At 68.2% G+C, this 878-nt stretch carries 1 protein-coding gene and 1 pseudogene; both read right to left on the bottom strand.

The annotated features are described in order from the left end of the window. Positions 1 to 373, bottom strand: a pseudogene (locus D1641_RS18980) (collagen-like protein); the annotation flags it as partial. A 13-nt stretch (positions 374 to 386) separates the two neighbouring features. Then, the coding region (locus D1641_RS18975; RefSeq protein ID WP_160668559.1) for a hypothetical protein at positions 387 to 878 on the bottom strand (492 nt) is incomplete at its 5' end.

Raw genomic sequence — 878 nt, 5'->3', positions numbered from 1 at the left:
GGCCGTCGGGACCGGCCTCGCCCTCGGCGGGGCCCTCGGGACCTTCGGGGCCCTCGGGGCCCATGGGGCCCTCGGGGCCGGGGAGGGTGGGGGCCTTCAGCACCGCGCCCAGCTTGGAGGTCAGCGCCATCTGCTGCTCCATGATGCCGGACAGGGTGTCCTTCACGCTTTTGTTGACCTGCATCACCTCGTCCAGGGAGGCCGCCCCGTCCAGACCGGGCATGGTGCCCAGGACGTATTGCAGCTTCTCGCCCTCGACGTTGAGGAGGTGGCTCAGGCTCAGCTCCTCGGCGGCGATGGAGGAAATGATCTCGTTGAGGCTGTCCTCTCGGGTCAGCGGGGGATCATTTTTGGGGAATGTGGGCATTGACATAAGGCACCCCTCCTCAGCTCAGACGGACCATGGACAGGGAAGCCCCGATGGAGTTGGGCAGCAGGGTCACCAGGCCCGCGTAGCCGTATACCTGCAGGGAGACCTTGGCCCCCGCCGGCAGATCCACCAGGATGTCGTTGGCGAGGCGGCTCAGAGGCGTCGTCTGGGGTATGACATTGGAGCCTGCGATTTCCGAACCGTCGACCATCAGCCGGGCGCCGAGGGTCAGGGGCGTGACGGAGTTGACATTATAGGAAACCCGATACCGTCCGGCCTCCGCCACGGTGAAGGTGTCGTTTGCCCCGTTGACCGTGATGTCGGGGGACAGCGTCTGGGCGTCGGGCAGAGCCACGTTGGTTCCGGCCATGAGGACCGTGAACGCCGCGCCCTTGGTGCTGGCGGCATAGGCGTTGGTGGCGGTGACATTGGGTCCGGTGGGGCCTGTGGGGCCGGCAGGGCCGGTAGGGCCGGTGGCGCCCGCAGCGCCGGGGGCTCCGGCGGGGCC

The organism is Colidextribacter sp. OB.20 (genome assembly GCF_009911595.1).
Lineage (GTDB): Bacteria > Bacillota > Clostridia > Oscillospirales > Oscillospiraceae > Lawsonibacter.
The sequence above is the reverse complement of the archived record's forward strand: the minus strand, read 5'-3'. Positions and strand labels throughout refer to the sequence as shown.